The following is a 14378-nucleotide window of genomic DNA, read 5'->3' on the forward strand; positions in this document are numbered from 1 at the left end:
CATCAGCTCTGGACTGTCAGCGCGGCAAAGAACAGCAGGAACAACTCACGTTCGCTGGTGATGTCCAGCTTGCCATAGATCCGGCGTTTGTGGTTCTTGATGTTGCCCACTGACAGATCCAGCGTCTGGGCGATTCCAGCCGTGCTGTGGCCTTGGAGCGTCAGCCTGACAATGTCGCGTTCACGCGGTGTCAGATCGATCCGGGACACCCATTGATCGATCTCCAACATCGCCGGGGTAGCATCAGCACCGGAATAGATCGTCCAGACAAACCGATTTCCGACGTTGAAGTCCTGGGCGATCGAGGTGCGTATCGGGACCGCCTGAGGCGTGTTCTGCTGATGCCATTCATTGGTCATCCAGATCGTTGTGCCCAGGGCGTTTGTCGTGCGCCAGGGCCGCCCCAAAGACGGAGAAGCGGAGTATTCATCGGCCAGGATCAGGGCCCGTATGTGCTGCCGATAGAGCGCGGCGATGGTGGGGTAAAGCCTATCCAGCGTATCCACGTCGGTTTGATGGAATTGGCCCCTTCGCTTGTTGAAAAAGAAGGCCACGGAATCAGTGTCCACCGCTGGTGCAAAAACGCCAATCTCGTCAGTCACATCGATCTGGGGCAGGAACTCATCCGTGTAGCGTGAAAACGCACCATTGCGTGTCAGCTCTTGCAGCCAAACCACGCCTGATGTGCGCCCTTGGCGCCAGAAGGGGACATAGGGGTCGCTGCTGACGTATTTCTTTAGGTACAGTTCGGCCAGGTGTGACGGGAAAGTGTGCGAATGGATCAGGAATCTGGGATCATCGCGGGTGGAGTAGCGGGCCATGGTAATAAAATCATGGTCGATTGCGGCCCCCACCGCATCGGCGAGCAGTTTTTCGAAATCCGATGTGCCTATGGCGTCGATGGCCGTGGGCAAAACATGAAACAACGACAGGTTTTCGACCAAGTCTGCGGTGGATTTCCCTGTGTCCGTGCTCACTCCAATGCCGCTCCCTTAAGACGCAGATAATAGGGCAGGTGGTGTTCGAGATAGGTCTGTGCCTTGGGTTCTCGGCGGGCGAGGGCAAAAAACATGCGCTCCTGTTCGGATATATCGGCCAGTGTCAGGGGGCGGATGGACTTGGAGGCGCTGACGTCGCCGTGCCAGCCATCCACCTGCTGCCAGTCGGTGGGTTTTTCGTCCTGCCAGTCAAAGGCGGCTTCGGAAAACGGCAATCCAATGCGATCCCACATGTTTGCCAATGCAGCACGGGTGTCCTGTCGCACGGTTTCAGCCTCGATCACCACGGGCACTTGACCGGCCGCCTTGAGCGCCGAGTAATGCCGCCATTGCGCCTCTAATCCGATTTCTTCTTGGGTCACCTCGGCATCCAGTTTGAAATAAGAGGGAATCGACGCCATCGGATTGCGGATCAGAAAGCAGTTGATCAGCCGACCCTGAAATGCCTGGTCCGCCAGAATATGCGGCATGACGTAATAGCTCATGTCCTTGAAGAACACGGGCCGGGTTTCGGCGCGGTGTATCAAGGTGTTGCGGATGTCCTGGTAGGCGACGGGGTGGCCAGGTTGCACATCGAAGTGGGGCATCTCGCGCACCTTTCGATTGACATAATAGTCATACATGAAGGGTTCATGCGCACAGTCCAAATCGCCGCGTTCGCGCATCACACGTTCCATCGCTGTGGACATGGAGCGCGGATGGGACCAAAGGGCAATGATCGGGTGCATCTTGTAAGTCTCCTGTTGCCTGCTCCGGTATTGTTCATCGCCGGATGGCACGTGGGAAGAGTGTCAACAGACACTGTTGAGCGAAAACGCGGTGCTGGCTAGAGTCAAGCTCCGCAGCCAAGCCATCTGGGTGGTGCCTGATAACACCTCTGTCGCAGGCTCAGTTGCCCCACTGCCCCAGCCCCCGTGTTTCCGGGGCCGTCCCTGTGAGGAAACAATGCCGGGCGTTGGTCTGCAATGATGATGGATACAGGGGAGAGGGGGCTTCACCCTCTGGTCGAGGCCGTCCGGCAGAGCGACCGCGTTTTTCCGGCGACTGCGGGTGCGCCGGTGGACTGCGCCCACATCGGGCTTAACGGGGTGTTTTCGGAGCGCAGTGAACGATTGTGATACGCGCCATGCTTTGCACCGGAATGTCACCGGTGCAAAGCATGGCGCGTCGAGAATAACATTTTGACCAGCAAGTCAGAAGGGCCGGTTGACCCTTCCAAAACGGGTTAAGCTGCCAGCCCTTTGGACCCTATATCGAGGAACTTTTTGCGCCGATCCTGCACCAGGGCCTTGGCGTCCATGTCCTGCATGTCCCCCAGCAACGCAGTGATCGCGTCGCCAACGGCCTGGATTGCGGTCGCCTTGTCGCGGTGCGCGCCGCCTTTGGGCTCGGGGATCACACGGTCTACCACGCCAAGGTCGAACAGATTCTGCGCAGTCAGGCGCAGCGCCTCTGCGGCTTCGCGCATCTTTTCGGCGTCTTTCCACAGGATCGACGCACAGCCTTCGGGGCTGATCACCGAATAGATCGAATGTTCCAGCATCGCCACTCGGTTGGCGGTGGCAAAGGCCACGGCACCACCGGATCCACCTTCGCCTATCACCACGCTGACCAACGGCACGCCGATCTGCAGGCAGGCTTCGGTGGCGCGGGCGATGGCTTCGGACTGGCCGCGCTCTTCGGCCCCTTTGCCGGGGTAGGCACCGGGGGTGTCAACCAGAGTGATCACCGGCAGACCAAATTTCCCGGCCATCTGCATCAGCCGGATTGCCTTGCGATAGCCTTCGGGGCGTGCCATGCCGAAATTGCGCTCGATCCGGGATTTGGTGTCGGTGCCCTTTTCGTGACCGATCACCATGACCGGTTGGTCGTTGAACCGGGCCAGGCCACCCATGACCGCATGGTCATCGGCAAAATTCCGATCACCTGCCAAAGGTGTGTATTCAGAAAACAGCGCCTGGATGTAGTCCTTGCAATGGGGGCGTTCAGGGTGCCGAGCCACCTGGCATTTGCGCCAGGGTGTCAGATCCTTGTAGAGATCGTCGAGCAATTGGACAGCCTTGGCGTCCAGCGCCTTGGCCTCGCTCTCTACATCCATTTCCTCGTTGGCCCGGGCGAGAGCGCGCAGCTCTTCGGCCTTGCCTTCGATTTCAGCCAGGGGTTTTTCGAAATCCATATACTGGGTCATGACGCCTCACTCGCGGTGTTCCCCGTTATATGGCCTCAGTTGCCGTCGGATGCAACTCAGCAAGATTTGTGGTTTCGTCCCATGGCATTCAACAGGGGCAACGGACGACAAGAGGATCACCAAGATGACGACCAGCTACGAAGACAGGGTGCTGCGGGTATTGGCCTATATTCACGACAATCCCGCTGGCGATCTGTCGCTGGACAATCTGGCCGACGTGGCGGCGATGTCGCGGTTTCACTGGCATCGGGTGTTTCGTGTCCTGACCGGGGAAACCTGTGCCCAGGCGGTGCGGCGTTTGCGGCTGCATCGGGCAGCCAGCTGGCTGGTGACAGGTGATCGTCCGGTTGATCGGATTGCCCGTGATGTGGGCTATCCCAACCTCAAATCCTTTGCGCGGGCCTTTGCCGAGGCCTATGGCGCTAGCCCCACTGCCTTTCGCAAGGCGGGACGGGCGACGTTAGCCAACCCAACCCTGAAAATCGGAGACTATCCCATGCATCCCGTATCCCTTCGCAATGAACCAGCCCGCCGCCTGATCGGCCTGCCACACACTGGTGCCTACATGGAGATCGGCAAAAGCTTTGAGGCCTTTGGTGCCATGTGCGAATCCCGTCAGCTCTGGCCGCATATGGGGCCTGCCGCGGCGGTTTACTATGACAATCCTGAATGTGTGGCCGAGGCCGAACTGCGCAGCTTTGCCGGAGGCGAATATCGGGGCGAGGGTATTCCGCAAGGCTTGGAAGAACGGCGGCTGGAGGGCGGTAAAACCGCTGTTCTCACTTACAAAGGGCCGTATTCCGGTATTTCCGGTGCCTATCAGAGCCTCTATGGGAATTGGTTGCCGACCTCGGGCGAAGAACCTGCCGATGCCCCCTGTTTCGAGATCTACATGAACAATCCTCGCGACACCGCGCCCGAAGATCTGGTGACAGAAATCTGTATGCCGCTCAAATAGGACACCGGGTCTGAGCGCTTTATCCTATGACCACCGGATAAAGCGACCCAACCAACAGGGCCGCCATGGTCCAGTTGAATACTACCAGGCGGCGCGGGTTTGTCAGGATCCGCGCCATCTGTTGGCCCAAAACGGTCCAGCTGCTGACACACGGCAGGTTGATGGCACCAAACACCATGGCCACAATGATCACGGATCGGGTGGATTGGTCCGGTGTATAGGCGCTGAGCGCGGTCAGCGCCATGGTCCAGGCCTTGGGATTGACCCACTGAAACCCAGCGGCTTGCAGGAACGACATTGGGCGACCGACCGCTTCGCCGGCGTTGACGGGTGCCGCATTGGCGATTTTCCAGGCGAGATACAGCAGATAGGCAACCGAGCCGTATTTCAGGATGTCATAGGCCACCGGGTAGGCGTCAAACAGCTGTACCAGCCCCGCACCGACACACAGGATCATAAATGTGAACCCCAACCCGATTCCCAGCATATGGGCGACGGTGCGGCGAAATCCGAAATTCGCGCCAGAGGCCATCAACATCAAGTTGTTAGGCCCCGGCGTGATCGACGAAACAAAGGCAAAGAGCGCAAGCGCCAGAAGGAGATCATAAGTCATGTGGTGAATGATTGCTTGAAAACCGCAAAATGAAATTGCGTTTTGGGCGGGGTGGCGGTTATTTGTGCAACTTATGTCAAAGAAAGATCAAATAAACGATCAGATATTGCGTGAATTGACGCGCGATGGTCGAATTTCGAACCTCGAACTGGCTGACCGGGTGGGGCTGTCTGCCTCGGCCTGCCTGCGTCGGGTTCAAGAGCTTGAGCGCTCGGGGGTGATCATAGGATATCGGGCGGTGTTGGACCGTCAGGCACAGGGCGTTGGTTTTGTTACCTATATCGGTGTCGGTCTCAGCGAACACACCAAGGCGGCACAATTGGCCTTTGAACAGGCCATGCAGGCGGCGCGCGAAGTTGTGGAATGCCATAACATCACGGGTACCATCGAATACCTACTGCGCGTCGAATGCGCGGACCTGCCCAGCTACAAAAGATTCCACACCGAAGTGTTGGGAACGTCACCGCATGTGAGCGCGATTACGTCCTATGTGGTGATGGGATCGCCCAAGGATCAGCGCGGTTAAGGCGTTTGCAAGCGCCTTTGGTCACACGGTTTCAAAACCGCTTGGTCGCGCGAACGGGCAGGAGCGCCTTGATCGCCAGATCGGGAGAGCTCAGAACCGGCGTGTGACGGGTGCAGTGTGCAAGCCCGGCGGCTTGTGCCATTGAGGCTTGAGCCAGAACAACACAGCCGTTCGAACGGTCGTGCACCGCCTCGTCAACCGCCTGTGCAATGGCCACAGCAAAGTCCGTGGTTTGCCCCGCAACGAACATGCCCCAGAGATGCGACAGGTCCAGAAGGCTCAGGTGCGGGTCTCGCTGGCCAAACGCGCGCTGTAGCAGCGCCTGTGAGGGGGCCAGCGTGCTGTCCAGGCAATAGGCCATCAGAACCGGAGCGCCGATCTGGGCAGCGCGTTGCATCATCGGCCAGTCGATCCGCGTAGCCCCCGCGGCTTCGGCCACTTCTCCAATGGTGGTGCAACTGCACAACACGGGGCCCTTGGCTGTGGTCACAGCCTTGGTGACTTCATTCCTGAGCGCGGTATCTATCTGCGTTTGCGCTCGTGTCAGCCAGTCAGGCCGTACGATGTGGTGCAGATCGGCCGTCGGGGCGAGCCTGTCAAAGGTCGCACAATGCACATCGGCCGTGTGCAGCAGGGTCAGGTCGGGCATTGGCGCAAGGTCCATGAATGACGAAAAAAGGGCGCCCCAGTCAGGACGCCCCCATATTGCAGTGAAAACGAACCGGCGTCAGCTGTTCGCAATCAGTTCCGATTGGGCGACGATCACCTCGGCCTGTTTGATCGATGCGATATCGACCAAGCGGCCTTTGTAGACGGTCGCGCCTTCGCCGTTGGCCTTGGCCTGCTCCATTGCAGCCAGGATTTCGCGGGCTTCAGCCACAGCCTCGTCCGATGGGGTGAAGACTTCGTTGGCCAAGGCGATCTGCTTTGGGTGGATGGCCCATTTGCCTACCATGCCCAAGGTCGCCGAGCGCAATGCCTGAGCGCGGAAACCGTCGTCATCGCTGAAATCACCGAACGGGCCGTCGACCGGCAGCACGCCATGGGTGCGGCAGGCGGCGACGATGGCAGCCTGGGCCCAATGCCACGGGTCTGACCAATGCTTCTGACCTTCGCGAATCATGTAATAGTTTTCCTGGGTGCCACCGATGCCGGTGGTTTGCATGCCCATTGATGCGGCAAAATCTGCCGCGCCCAGGGACATGGCGACCATGCGGGGAGAGGCGGCAGCAATCTCTTCCACATGGGCGATACCGGCCGCGGATTCGATGATGACCTCGAAATTGATCGGTTTGGTGCGGCCCATCGCGGCCTCGACCGCGGTGACCAGCGCGTCCACGGCATAGATGTCACCGGCACAGCCGACCTTGGGGATCATGATCTGGTCCAGACGGTCGCCGCCCTTTTCCAGCAGGTCCACCACGTCACGATACCAGAACGGGGTGTCGAGCCCGTTGATGCGCACCGATAGGGTCTTGGTGCCCCAATCCACGTCGGAAATCGCGTTGATAACGTTCTCGCGCGCGGTGTCTTTGTCCGTCGGTGCCACCGAATCCTCAAGATCCAGGTTGATCACATCCGCAGCACTGGCGGCCATCTTTTCAAACAGCGCCGGACGCGAGCCGGGGCCAAACAGCTGGCAGCGGTTGGGACGGGCCGGGGCGGCAGGTTGTAGGCGAAAGCTCATAGATATTCCCTCCGGGGTAAGGAAATTGCGTTTCAGTTGTGTCAGGGGTTATTAAATTGCGCGCCGGCGTGCAAGTCGTATTTTGCATCTGCGGCATTGGGAACGCCGCGTTGCGGCACGCGATTGGTGGGCTGTGAACCGACGCGCGAATGTCGCAGATGCATTGGAAACCCGCAATGTGATGCGCAAAGGTTGGGCTTGCAAGGACATGAGGGATTCCCATGATTAACGCCGCATTGTTCCACCCTATCACGACGGGGCGTATCGCCCTGCAACACCGTGTGGTGCTGGCCCCGATGACCCGCATTCGTGCAGACGAATTAACACTGGCTCCGACGGAGCAAACTGCCACGTATTATGAACAACGCGCCAGTGCCGGAGGTTTGCTGATCACTGAAGCGGTGCATATTTCGCCCGAGGCGACGCCGATATGGACGATCTACCAACGGGTAACGGAAAAGGGCGGACAGGTGCCCGGGATCTGGACAGAAACCCAAATGGAGGCCTGGCGCGCGGTGGTCGCGCGGGTCCACGCCAAGGGAGGGCGGATAATTTGTCAGCTCTTGCACACAGGCCGCGTCGCACAGCCCGAGATTGCTCAACACCCACTGGTGAAGGGGACAGATGCGCCATTGCCGCCGGTGTCATCATCCGCCACCGCGATCGAAGCCAGCAATGAGACGGGGAACCAATACAATTGGGACAAGGGGGCTACCCTGCCACGCGCCCTTCCGATCGACGAAATCCCGCGTCTGATCGCGGATTACCGCCATGCCGCGTCTTTGGCGCGACGGGCTGGATTCGATGGGGTGGAACTGCATGCGGCGCACGGATATCTGATCGAGCAGTTTATGAATGACGGGGTGAACCAGCGTAGTGATCGCTATGGTGGACGTCTCGAGAACAGATGCCGCCTGTTGTTCGACGTGGTGGCTGCGCTGGTTGACGAAATGGGGCCCGGTCGGGTCGGTGTCCGTTTGTCCCCCACGCATCTGGATCCAGAAACAGGGCACTCGCGGCAGGTCTATTTTGGGGTCCGTGATGGTGATCCGTTGGCGTTGTATACCCATGCGGTGGAGGGGCTGAATGCCTTTCCGTTGGCTTATCTGATGTTGACGGAACCCAGAGTGGGCGGTTTGTCTCAATCCCCCGAAGCCGAGGACGCCTATCGCCACCCGATGCGCAATCGGGGCTATCGCGATCTGTACGACGGTGTGCTGGTCGGGGCCGGTGGGTTCACCCCGTCGACCGCGACCGCCGCTGTTGCCGATGGCAGCTATGACCTGATCGCTTTCGGCCGATGGTTCCTGTCAAACCCGGATTTACCCGAGCGGCTGCGGCAGGGGGCTGACCTGACGGTTTATGAGCGTGAAACATTTTATGGGGCAGGGGCAGAAGGGTACATCGACTATCCCAATCTCGAACAGGGACCGGGGCGTTTCACCACCATGCCACAGTCCCTGATCGGAGGTTCGTTGCGCGGCAACCGGCCCGTAACCACATAACGATGAAATGGCCAATTGGCCCGAGAGAGACATGACCCAAGAACGGCAGGGTCTGAATGTGGCCAGAAAGTTCTGTTGGCGAAAAAGGTCGGCACAGGTTGATTGGCGACTTTGACCATGCCGCAAATGAAACAGTTCCGGCGACGATGCTGTGACACACAGGTCGCATGAAGCGCGCATTGATGGAAAACTGGGCCCTGTTTCTGGGCATGATGATGCTGATGGTCGCGAACGGGCTGTTGGCGACCCTTCTGACCATTCGGGGCAATGAGCTTGGGTTCTCGGACTTCACGATCTCGATGATGCAGGCCTGCTATCCGTTTGGAGCGTTGGCCGGGACGATCATCGCTCCACGATTGGTGGAAAAGGTCGGTCATATCCGGGTGTTTTCCGCCTTGGCATCTCTGGTGTCGATCGCGGCGATCATCCACCTGCTGACCAAGGATGCCTACAGTTGGAGCGCCATGCGCTTCCTGTCGGGCTTTTGCTACCCCGGGCTTTATGTGATCACGGAAAGCTGGTTGAACGCCAAGGCGGAAAACCGCATCCGCGCCCAGATCCTGTCGGTCTATTTCGTGATCCAGCTGGTTGGTCCGGCGGGGGGGACGGCCTTGGTCGGTTTCCCTGATCCGTCCGGCAATCTGCTGTTTGGGGTTGTGTCGATCCTGATCTCGCTCTCGATTGTGCCGCTGCTGCTGTCGAACAACAAGGCACCAGATTATACCGCGCCCGAACGGATGCCGGTTCAGCGCCTATACCGGGTGTCACCCCTGGCGGTGGTGGGGATCGTGATGATGAGCATCGGTATGTCGGCGCAGTTTATTTCGCTGCCGCTTTATGCCTTGCAACAGGGGTTTACGGCGGCACAGGCATCGGGTGCCTTGGTGGTTTCGTTGATTGCGGGGGCGTTGGTTCAATATCCGGTGGGGTGGATTTCGGACAAAACTGACCGACGGTATGTGGTGATCGGGCTTGGTATTCTGACGGCGCTTTCTGGTTTGTGGATGGTGTTCGACACCTCTCCGTCGCGTTTGGTGTTTGGCTTTGCGGCCATCGCTATGGGGACCTATCCGACTTATTCGATACTGGCAGCGCATGCCAATGACCAACTGCGCCCGGGGCAGGTGGTTCCGGCCAGTGGCACCATGGTGTTCCTGTTGAATCTTGGCTTGTTGATCGGCACGGTTCTGGGGCCCAATGCCATAGCGCTGTTTGACGGGCGCGGGTTGCAGTTGCTGTTTGTTATGGTCGGTCTTGGCGGCGCGGCAGTTGCATTGGTGCGCCGCGTTCAGGAGGCTCCGCCAGAAGAAACCGGTGAAGCCCAAGCGATGGGCATCATCGGCATGGCCCAACCTGGGGTGCTGCAGGCTGATTCATGGATCGAGGAAGAGGAACAGGGAACTCAAGCTGACCTATAGAGGAAATCTTGCTCAAAACCCCAAAAGGTTCGAAGATTCTTCTAATAATTGGTGTCCAAAACTGAACTTCGAGAGAAATTTGCGCACGAACCGAAGGAATATAGCCAGAAATTACTTCTGGGGAAAGTTAGCGCAATGATCGAAACACCGTATCTGTTGTTCCTGGGCGACGCGCCCGACATGTTGGCGGCCAAAGTGGCCATTGGAATTCGTGACTGGCGTCCGGATCACGCTGTGGGTCAAATCAGCCTGCCCGGATGCGGTGCGGATCTGGGTCTGACTGAAATGACCCTGGCCGAGGCCAAGGAAGCCGGTGCCAAGACGCTGGTGATTGGCGTGGCCAACCGTGGTGGCCTGATCTCTCCTGCGTGGAAAGAGGTGCTGATCGCGGCGCTGGAGATGGGATACGATCTGGCATCCGGCCTGCACAACCTGCTGCGTGACGAAGGCGATCTGGTGGCTGCGGCCCAGACCCATGGGGGCACGTTGCATGACGTCCGGGTTCCGACCGTGGGATATCCGATTGCCAACGGAAAGAACCGAACCGGCAAACGTTGCCTGGCCGTGGGCACCGACTGTTCCGTCGGCAAAATGTATACTGCGTTGGCGATGGACGCTGAAATGCATGAACGCGGGATGAAATCAACCTTTCGTGCGACGGGCCAGACGGGCATCCTGATCACGGGGCATGGTGTGCCGCTGGATGCGGTTATCGCCGACTTCATGGCCGGGTCGATTGAATATCTGACACCGGACAATGAAGACGATCATTGGGACCTGATCGAAGGTCAGGGGTCGCTGTTCCACGTGTCCTATTCCGGTGTGACAATGGCGTTGGTGCATGGCGGTCAGCCGGACGCGCTGATCCTGTGCCACGAACCGACCCGTGAACATATGCGCGGCCTGCCCGAGTATTCGGTGCCGTCGCTGGAGGAACTGCGGGACGTGGCATTGCCTTTGGCCCAGCGGGCAAATGCAGATTGCAAAATCGTTGGCATTTCCGTCAACACCCAGCACCTGAACGAAGACGAAGCCGTAGCCTATCTGGCGCAGGTTGAAGAGCGCATGGGGCTGCCCGCAGTTGATCCCTATCGCCATGGTGCCGGTCGCCTGGTGGACGCGCTGGCTGCGGTCTGATCTAACGACGCCCGGCGGAGGGTCCTAGCGTTTGCTGCGGGAGCCTCCGGCGGGAGTTTTTTTGGCAAGATGAAGGAGCGGCGGTGCGCACAGCCCGTTCGTTCGGGCAGGGGTGACACCTTGCGAAAGAGAGGGATGGCCCATGCGGATTTCCGTGACATCGGATGTGTTCAAGCTGGCACAGGTATTTACCATTTCGCGCGGTTCGCGGACCGAGGCGAAAGTGCTGACCGTCAAGGTCGAGAAAGATGGCGTGACCGGTTGGGGCGAATGCGTGCCTTATGCGCGTTACAACGAAACGTTGGAGAGCGTGACTGCGGAAATTGAAGGTTTGCCCGCCGATTTTAATCGTGATGAGCTGCAAGGATTGTTGCCAGCGGGTGCCGCCCGCAATGCAGTGGATTGCGCCCTGTGGGATCTGGAGGCCAAACAGGCCGGCAAGCGCGTATGGGAACTGGCTGGATTGCCTGAACCCAAGCCGGAAATTACCGCCTATACGCTGTCGCTGGACACGCCCGAGAACATGCAGGCGCAGGCGGCGGAAAACGCACATCGCCCGCTGCTGAAGATCAAATTGGGCACCCCCGATGACATGCCGCGTTTGCAGGCTGTGCGCGCGGGTGCGCCGGATGCCAAGATCATTGTCGACGCCAATGAAGGCTGGTCCGCCGAGGTCTATGCCGATCTGGCACCGCATCTGGTTGAACTGGGGGTTGAGCTGGTCGAACAGCCGTTGCCCGCTGGTGAAGACGAGGCCCTGATCGGCATGGATCGCCCCGTTCCGGTCTGCGCCGATGAGAGCTGTCATGACCGCTCAAGCCTGCCGAAACTGGTCGGGAAATACGACGTGGTGAACATCAAGCTGGACAAGACCGGCGGTCTGACCGAAGCGCTGAAGCTGCGCGACGAAGCGCTGGCACAGGGGTATGACGTCATGGTTGGCTGTATGGTCGGTTCTTCGTTGGCGATGGCACCTGCGACGATTGTTGCCCAGGGCGCGTCGGTTACGGACCTTGACGGGCCGCTGCTGTTGGCCGAAGACCGTGCGGAGCCTTTGAATTTTGACGCCGCCGGGGTGCACCCGCCCAAACCGGCACTCTGGGGTTGAGGAGACCAACATGACCCGTACCGTATATGTAAATGGCGAATATCTGCCCGAAACCGAAGCCAAAGTGTCGATCTTTGACCGTGGTTTCCTGATGGCCGATGCCGTTTATGAGGTGACCAGCGTGCTGGATGGCAAGCTGATCGATTTTGACGGCCACGCCGTCCGCCTGAAGCGGTCGCTGGACGAACTGGAGATGGCCGAGCCGTGCTCCAAGGAAGAGCTGCTGGAAATCCACCGCAAACTGGTTGAAGTGAACGAGATCAACGAGGGGCTGGTGTATTTGCAAGTGTCGCGCGGGTCCGATGGTGATCGCGATTTTGTGTTCCCATCGGCTGATACCAAGCCGACAATCGTTCTGTTTACTCAGAACAAGCCGGGACTGGCTGACAGCCCTGCCGCCCGCAAAGGGGCCAAGATCATTTCGATCGAGGATATCCGCTGGGGCCGTCGCGACATCAAGACTGTTCAGCTGTTGTATCCGTCGATGGGCAAGATGATGGCGAAAAAGGCAGGTGCCGACGATGCATGGCTGATCGAAGACGGTCATGTCACCGAAGGCACGTCGAACAACGCCTATTTTGTTAAGAACGGCAAGATCGTGACCCGCCCGCTGTCGACCGACATCCTGCACGGCATCACCCGCGCCGCCGTTCTGCGTCTGGCCGAAGAGGCCCAGATGGAAATTGAAGAGCGGCTGTTCACCATTGATGAAGCAAAGGAAGCTGATGAGGCCTTTACGACTTCGGCCAGCGCCTTTGTGATGCCGGTTGTGGAAATTGACGGTGTTCAGCTGGGGGACGGCACGCCGGGCCCAATTGCCAAACGTTTGCGTGAAATCTATCTGGATGAAAGCCGCAAACAGGCAATCTGAATTCGAGTGGAATTCATTCCAAGTGGGGAGCGGGCTGATGTATCAGCCCGTTTTTCGTTTTCCACCCTTTTTCCGTTTGCGGCCTGTGCAAGAGATTGAAAACGACTCTTGCGGTGCCGCAAAGGGATAAGTTCTGGTCTCTTGGCTTACCTAGCTTTTGAGAAACGCGGAGGTTATCACATGCGACCATTCGAGGGACTTCGGGTGCTGGACCTGACCCATGTCTTTGCTGGTCCATTCAGCGCCTATCAGTTGGGCGTTCTTGGGGCAGAAGTGATCAAGATCGAAGCCCCGGGCGCGCCGGACATGACGCGCGATGATGGCGCAATTGCAGATCTGAATGATCAGGGTATGGGGCTGTTCTTTCAGGCCCAGGGCGGGGGCAAACGCGCATTGGCGTTGGACCTGAAAGCGCCAGAAGGGCGCGCCGTCTTTGACGATCTGGTGCGTGGTGCCGATGTGGTTGTTCAGAATGATACCCGCCCGGCGGCGCGACGTCTGGGGTTAGAGTACGAGCGGTTAAAAGCGTTGAACCCGGGTTTGATTTTCTGTTCGATCAGTGGCTTTGGGCAGACAGGACCAAAGCAGGACCACCCGGCCTATGATATCGTGATTCAGGCCTTTGCCGGGGTGATGACCAGCAATGGCACACCCGACACCACGCCTGTTCGCGTAGGACCGGCGATGATCGACTATGGGACTGGATCGCAGGCCGCGCTGGCGATTTCCGCCGCTTTGTATGGGCGCCAGGTGACGGGGCTGGGGCGTGAGATTGACGTATCCATGGCTGATTGCGCGCTGATGTTGATGAATTCACACACCAAGACAACGCTGGCGACAGGAACGGGGCCGCGCCCCAACGGCAATCAGGATCCGACGCTGGCGGGGTACAGTTGTTATGACACGGCCGACGGTCAGGTGATGCTGGGAGCATTTACCAATCGCCAGATGGCCAATTTGATGCGCGCGCTGGGCAATGACAGCGCCGCAGATGAGATTGAGAACACCCCCCGGTCAGAAATCGGGGGGCGCCGGGCGCAGGATGCCGCGTTCCTGAGCGAAGTTCTGGCCACCGAAACCGCACAGCATTGGGAAGACGTGTTGAACGCTCATCACGTGCCTGCGGCACGGGTGCGTCGATTGGAAGAGTCGCTGAACGAAGAACAGTTCCGTTCCCGCGCCGTGATTCAGGATCTGGGCGGCGCCGGGTTTGCCGTGGCCGGGTACAGCTATGATCACGGTAGCCCGCGGCTGGATGCGTCGCCGCGCCCGCACGGGGCGGACACGGATGCCATTCTGAGCGATATGGGGCTGTCACCGCAACAGATTCAGACGCTTAGGAACAGAGGCGTGATTGGCGCTGCTTAAG

At 59.0% G+C, this 14378-nt stretch carries 14 protein-coding genes; 8 read left to right on the top strand and 6 right to left on the bottom strand.

The genetic code is table 11. The annotated features are described in order from the left end of the window. Positions 1-2 precede the first annotated feature (2 nt). From QEZ52_RS04620 to QEZ52_RS04630, 3 genes are all read right to left on the bottom strand, one after another. Positions 3-977 (bottom strand): helix-turn-helix transcriptional regulator, encoded by a 975-nt coding sequence (locus QEZ52_RS04620; protein WP_406648294.1) that lies wholly within the window; start codon positions 975-977, stop codon positions 3-5. Then, positions 974-1726, bottom strand: coding sequence for a hypothetical protein (locus tag QEZ52_RS04625; RefSeq protein WP_406648296.1), 753 nt, complete (start codon positions 1724-1726; stop codon positions 974-976). Before QEZ52_RS04625 ends, QEZ52_RS04620 begins: the two co-directional genes overlap by 4 nt. Before the next feature lie 497 nt (positions 1727-2223). Next, on the bottom strand, positions 2224-3186 hold the full coding sequence (locus QEZ52_RS04630) for an acetyl-CoA carboxylase carboxyltransferase subunit alpha (RefSeq protein ID WP_406648297.1): 963 nt from the start codon (positions 3184-3186) through the stop codon (positions 2224-2226). A gap of 124 nt (positions 3187-3310) precedes the next feature. On the opposite strand from QEZ52_RS04630, the gene QEZ52_RS04635 reads away from it, so the two are divergent. Then, the gene (locus tag QEZ52_RS04635) at positions 3311-4144 is read left to right on the top strand and encodes a GyrI-like domain-containing protein (protein ID WP_406648299.1); all 834 of its coding nucleotides are present in this window, start codon (positions 3311-3313) and stop codon (positions 4142-4144) included. 19 nt (positions 4145-4163) lie between these two features. On the opposite strand, the gene QEZ52_RS04640 is transcribed toward QEZ52_RS04635, so the two are convergent. Further along, positions 4164-4757, bottom strand: a complete 594-nt coding sequence (locus QEZ52_RS04640) for a LysE family translocator (protein WP_406648300.1) — start codon at positions 4755-4757, stop codon at positions 4164-4166. Between the two features lie 73 nt (positions 4758-4830). On the opposite strand from QEZ52_RS04640, the gene QEZ52_RS04645 reads away from it, so the two are divergent. After that, entirely contained in the window at positions 4831-5283 is a 453-nt protein-coding gene (locus QEZ52_RS04645; protein ID WP_406648301.1) for an Lrp/AsnC family transcriptional regulator, read from the top strand. Positions 5284-5314: 31 nt separating this feature from the next. Here QEZ52_RS04645 and QEZ52_RS04650 read toward each other — a convergent pair whose 3' ends face one another. Continuing rightward, entirely contained in the window at positions 5315-5932 is a 618-nt protein-coding gene (locus QEZ52_RS04650; RefSeq protein WP_406648302.1) for a hypothetical protein, read from the bottom strand. Between the two features lie 78 nt (positions 5933-6010). Next, complete coding sequence (locus QEZ52_RS04655; protein WP_406648303.1) at positions 6011-6970, bottom strand: L-malyl-CoA/beta-methylmalyl-CoA lyase; 960 nt, start codon at positions 6968-6970, stop codon at positions 6011-6013. Between the two features lie 221 nt (positions 6971-7191). Here QEZ52_RS04655 and QEZ52_RS04660 point away from each other — a divergent pair, with 221 nt between their 5' ends. The 6 genes from QEZ52_RS04660 to QEZ52_RS04685 all read left to right on the top strand — a co-directional run bounded on the left by QEZ52_RS04660 (position 7192) and on the right by QEZ52_RS04685 (position 14377). Continuing rightward, on the top strand, positions 7192-8475 hold the full coding sequence (locus QEZ52_RS04660) for an alkene reductase (protein WP_406648304.1): 1284 nt from the start codon (positions 7192-7194) through the stop codon (positions 8473-8475). Between the two features lie 167 nt (positions 8476-8642). Next, entirely contained in the window at positions 8643-9893 is a 1251-nt protein-coding gene (locus QEZ52_RS04665; protein ID WP_406648305.1) for an MFS transporter, read from the top strand. A 135-nt stretch (positions 9894-10028) separates the two neighbouring features. Next, a complete protein-coding gene (dgcN, locus tag QEZ52_RS04670) occupies positions 10029-11030 on the top strand; it encodes an N-acetyltransferase DgcN (protein ID WP_406648307.1) in 1002 nt (333 codons plus the stop codon). Between the two features lie 142 nt (positions 11031-11172). Then, entirely contained in the window at positions 11173-12138 is a 966-nt protein-coding gene (gene dgcA, locus QEZ52_RS04675; RefSeq protein ID WP_406648308.1) for a dipeptide epimerase, read from the top strand. A gap of 10 nt (positions 12139-12148) precedes the next feature. Next, the gene (locus QEZ52_RS04680) at positions 12149-13009 is read left to right on the top strand and encodes a D-amino-acid transaminase (RefSeq protein WP_406648309.1); all 861 of its coding nucleotides are present in this window, start codon (positions 12149-12151) and stop codon (positions 13007-13009) included. A 180-nt stretch (positions 13010-13189) separates the two neighbouring features. After that, positions 13190-14377, top strand: a complete 1188-nt coding sequence (locus tag QEZ52_RS04685; RefSeq protein WP_406648310.1) for a CaiB/BaiF CoA transferase family protein — start codon at positions 13190-13192, stop codon at positions 14375-14377. The last annotated feature ends 1 nt before the right edge of the window (position 14378 follow it).

Source organism: Aliisedimentitalea scapharcae, assembly GCF_045277565.1.
GTDB lineage: Bacteria > Pseudomonadota > Alphaproteobacteria > Rhodobacterales > Rhodobacteraceae > Aliisedimentitalea > Aliisedimentitalea scapharcae.

What these genes read in the sequence shown, in the direction of transcription:
- dgcN (WP_406648307.1), top strand. Translation starts at nt 10,029, where the DNA reads ATGATCGAAACACCGTATCTGTTGTTCCTGGGCGACGCGCCCGACATG.
- QEZ52_RS04630 (WP_406648297.1), bottom strand. Translation starts at nt 3,186, where the DNA reads ATGACCCAGTATATGGATTTCGAAAAACCCCTGGCTGAAATCGAAGGC.
- QEZ52_RS04650 (WP_406648302.1), bottom strand. Translation starts at nt 5,932, where the DNA reads ATGCCCGACCTGACCCTGCTGCACACGGCCGATGTGCATTGTGCGACC.
- QEZ52_RS04635 (WP_406648299.1), top strand. Translation starts at nt 3,311, where the DNA reads ATGACGACCAGCTACGAAGACAGGGTGCTGCGGGTATTGGCCTATATT.
- QEZ52_RS04655 (WP_406648303.1), bottom strand. Translation starts at nt 6,970, where the DNA reads ATGAGCTTTCGCCTACAACCTGCCGCCCCGGCCCGTCCCAACCGCTGC.
- QEZ52_RS04645 (WP_406648301.1), top strand. Translation starts at nt 4,831, where the DNA reads ATGTCAAAGAAAGATCAAATAAACGATCAGATATTGCGTGAATTGACG.
- QEZ52_RS04680 (WP_406648309.1), top strand. Translation starts at nt 12,149, where the DNA reads ATGACCCGTACCGTATATGTAAATGGCGAATATCTGCCCGAAACCGAA.
- QEZ52_RS04625 (WP_406648296.1), bottom strand. Translation starts at nt 1,726, where the DNA reads ATGCACCCGATCATTGCCCTTTGGTCCCATCCGCGCTCCATGTCCACA.
- QEZ52_RS04685 (WP_406648310.1), top strand. Translation starts at nt 13,190, where the DNA reads ATGCGACCATTCGAGGGACTTCGGGTGCTGGACCTGACCCATGTCTTT.
- QEZ52_RS04660 (WP_406648304.1), top strand. Translation starts at nt 7,192, where the DNA reads ATGATTAACGCCGCATTGTTCCACCCTATCACGACGGGGCGTATCGCC.
- dgcA (WP_406648308.1), top strand. Translation starts at nt 11,173, where the DNA reads ATGCGGATTTCCGTGACATCGGATGTGTTCAAGCTGGCACAGGTATTT.
- QEZ52_RS04640 (WP_406648300.1), bottom strand. Translation starts at nt 4,757, where the DNA reads ATGACTTATGATCTCCTTCTGGCGCTTGCGCTCTTTGCCTTTGTTTCG.
- QEZ52_RS04665 (WP_406648305.1), top strand. Translation starts at nt 8,643, where the DNA reads ATGAAGCGCGCATTGATGGAAAACTGGGCCCTGTTTCTGGGCATGATG.